This window comes from Protofrankia sp. CiP1_Cm_nod3 (assembly GCF_982290655.1).
This window is the reverse complement of sequence record NZ_CEVIVD010000120.1, coordinates 5,948-8,549: the sequence shown is the minus strand read 5'-3', so window position 1 is coordinate 8,549 and position 2,602 is coordinate 5,948. Positions and strand designations below refer to the sequence as shown.

General features: G+C 70.6%; 1 protein-coding gene and 1 pseudogene. Both read right to left on the bottom strand.

Annotated features, from left to right (window positions below; all coding sequences use genetic code 11):
* Positions 1-318, bottom strand: a pseudogene (locus AC5LUJ_RS18800) (c-type cytochrome biogenesis protein CcsB); the annotation flags it as partial.
* A 196-nt stretch (positions 319-514) separates the two neighbouring features.
* On the bottom strand, positions 515-2,602 hold a 2,088-nt coding region (gene resB, locus AC5LUJ_RS18795), incomplete at its 5' end, for a cytochrome c biogenesis protein ResB (protein WP_493465387.1).

The following is a 2,602-nucleotide window of genomic DNA, read 5'->3' as shown; positions in this document are numbered from 1 at the left end:
TACAGCCGTCCCCGCCGCATCTCTGCCTGCCACGTCCATGCCGACCATCAGCGCCACCCGTCCGGGCGTCGCGGCCGCGGCGGCCCGCACTGACGCCGACGCTGACGCCGAAGGCGCAGCCGGCACCGACGGCGCAGCCGACGCCGCCAGGGATATCGGTCTCTCCGCCCGGCCTTCGGCCAGGGCCGCGGCGCTGGCACGCCCGAAGCGGCTGAACGCGAACTCGGCCGCGTAGCCGAGCATGGCCAGCGCGTAGACCGCCATGGTCACGCCGAGCAGATGGTCGGACAACGTGGCAAGGCCGGAATTGACTGGCATCACAGCTCCTGTCCGGTGGGATCTCCGGTTCCCCCGCTGGCCTGGGAAATGCTGGCCGGGGAAGCCTCTGGCCCAGCCATCAGATCCTCCCCGCACCTCGGATCCCGGATCAGGTCCCGGATCCGATGATGGTCCTGGAGGCCCGGATGGCGCTTGCCGCCCGGTCCGACGGCGTCTGTCCCCACTGTTTCAGCGTTCACTGTTTCAGCGCTCCCCGCTCCGACGGCGTCCGAGCATCCGATGACGTCCGAGCATCCGACGGTGCCTGAGCCGGCGCCAGCCGCCCGGGCGGCTCCGCGTGGTCCGGGCTGCCCAACCAGGCTGGACGCGCGCCCTCGACGGGCGCGGTGGCCAGCCGGATGTCCCTGATGATCGACTGCAGCTCGGCCGCGAAGCCGTCCACATCGGAACGGGACAGTCCACCGACCTCGACCGTGGTCATCGCGCGGGCATCGGAGCCGGCGTCGGGGCCGACACCAGGACCGCTGCCCGTGCTGGTAACGCTGCCCGCGCCAGCCGTGCCCGTGTCAGCCGTGCCCGTGTCAACCGTGCCCGTGTCAGCCGTGCCCGTGTCAGCCGGTGCGGACGCGGGGCGCGCCCGCACCCAGACCCGACGCCGGCGCACCCGCATGCTGACCAGCAGACCACCGATGATCGCCACAGCCGCGACCAGCACCCAGCCCTTGAACGGATCGGACTTGGTCTGGAACGTGGCGAACTGGCGAACCCCGTCGACCTCCAGGGTCATCCCCCCGGGCAGACCTCTGATCGTCCGCTGCTCGGGATTGTTCAACGCGAGCACCTGCGCCACCCGTCCGGTGCCGATCGGGCCGTCTATGTGAAGCTGGCGCATGTCCCGGGTGTCCAGCGAGTAGATGTTCTGCGGCACACCCTCGTTGATGTGCAGGTTGCCGACGTAGCCGGTGAGCGTGAGGCCGGGGGCGTCCGCGGCCGGATGGGCCGAGATGTAACCGTGCGCCGGATCGAGCTGCGTGGTCGGAGTGAACACGCCGGTGAACGCCAGCTGCTGGGGCTCCCTGGTCGGCCCTGTCGGCGGGAGCCCGGTATCGCCGATCTTCAACGTGCAGGTGGACGCGAACATGGCGTCCCGTGGCGTACAGGGCTGGTAGCCCTCCCAGACGATGCTGCCGTCGCCGCTGCGCAGCACGAAGTGCGGAGCATAGCCGTGGCCGATCAGATACACCTTGGCGCTGCCGATCGCCAGCGGATGATTGACCTGGATGTCGGCCGTGCGGGTCCGACCGCCGAGATCGGTGGTGTAGACGACGTCGGCACGGAAGTCCGCCGGCTGCCCGTTGGGCTGGTAGGACGCGGTGAACTTCTCCAGCGTCAGGGAGAACGGCGCCAGGTCACCGACGGGGTCGACCAGCTTGCCCCGGCTGAACTGGTCGTAGGAGACCAGCGTGTTCGTGAAACCGTCACCCTGTATGACCAGGACAGTGCCCTGGTAGCCGAACCACGAGCCCAGCCCGACCCCGAGGAGCATCAGCACCAGCGCGATGTGGAAGACAAGGTTCCCGGTCTCGCGCAGATAGCCCTTTTCCGCGGCCACGGAGAAGTCCTGGCTGCCGTCGGGCCTGGTCGCGCCCTCGGGCGCGGCTCCGACCCGGAACCGCCGCCGCCGCAGGACCACCCGCGCCGCCTCGACCACCTCCCGGGGGCCCAGCGCACTGTCCCACGACCGGCCGCCGGCCAGCCGGCTCGGCCGGGCCGGCGCCCGCGGCGGCCGTCCCACCAGCGCCCTGGCATGCCAGCGGACCCTCGACGTCAGACAGCCGATCAGGGAGACGAACAGCAGCAGGTAGACCGCGGCGAACCAGGGTGCGCCGAAGACGTCGAAAGCTGACAGCCTGTCGAGGAACGGCGCGAGCGAAGGATGCTCCCGGAAGTACTCCCCGACCTTCAACGGGTTCAGCGACCGTTGCGGCAGCAGAGAACCGGGAACGGCCGCGAGCGCGAGCAGGAACAGCAGCAGCAGCGCCGTACGCATACTGGTCAACTGGTGCCAGGCGCGCCTCGCCGGGGCAGTGATCACCCGCAGGGAACGGGACACGCCGACAGCCCCGGTGGCGCCGCCGCCCGCGGCGCGCGGCGCGGATGATGCCATGGATGCGTGTTCCCGCACCTCATCGGGCACGGTCGTCAGCATCCCGGCCCCGCCGGAGACATCGGCTGGACCGGTCAAGCCAGCCGGGCCGGTCGAACCAGCCGGGCCGGTCGAACCAGCCTGGTCAGTCGGGCCAGCCTGGTCAGTCGGGCCAGT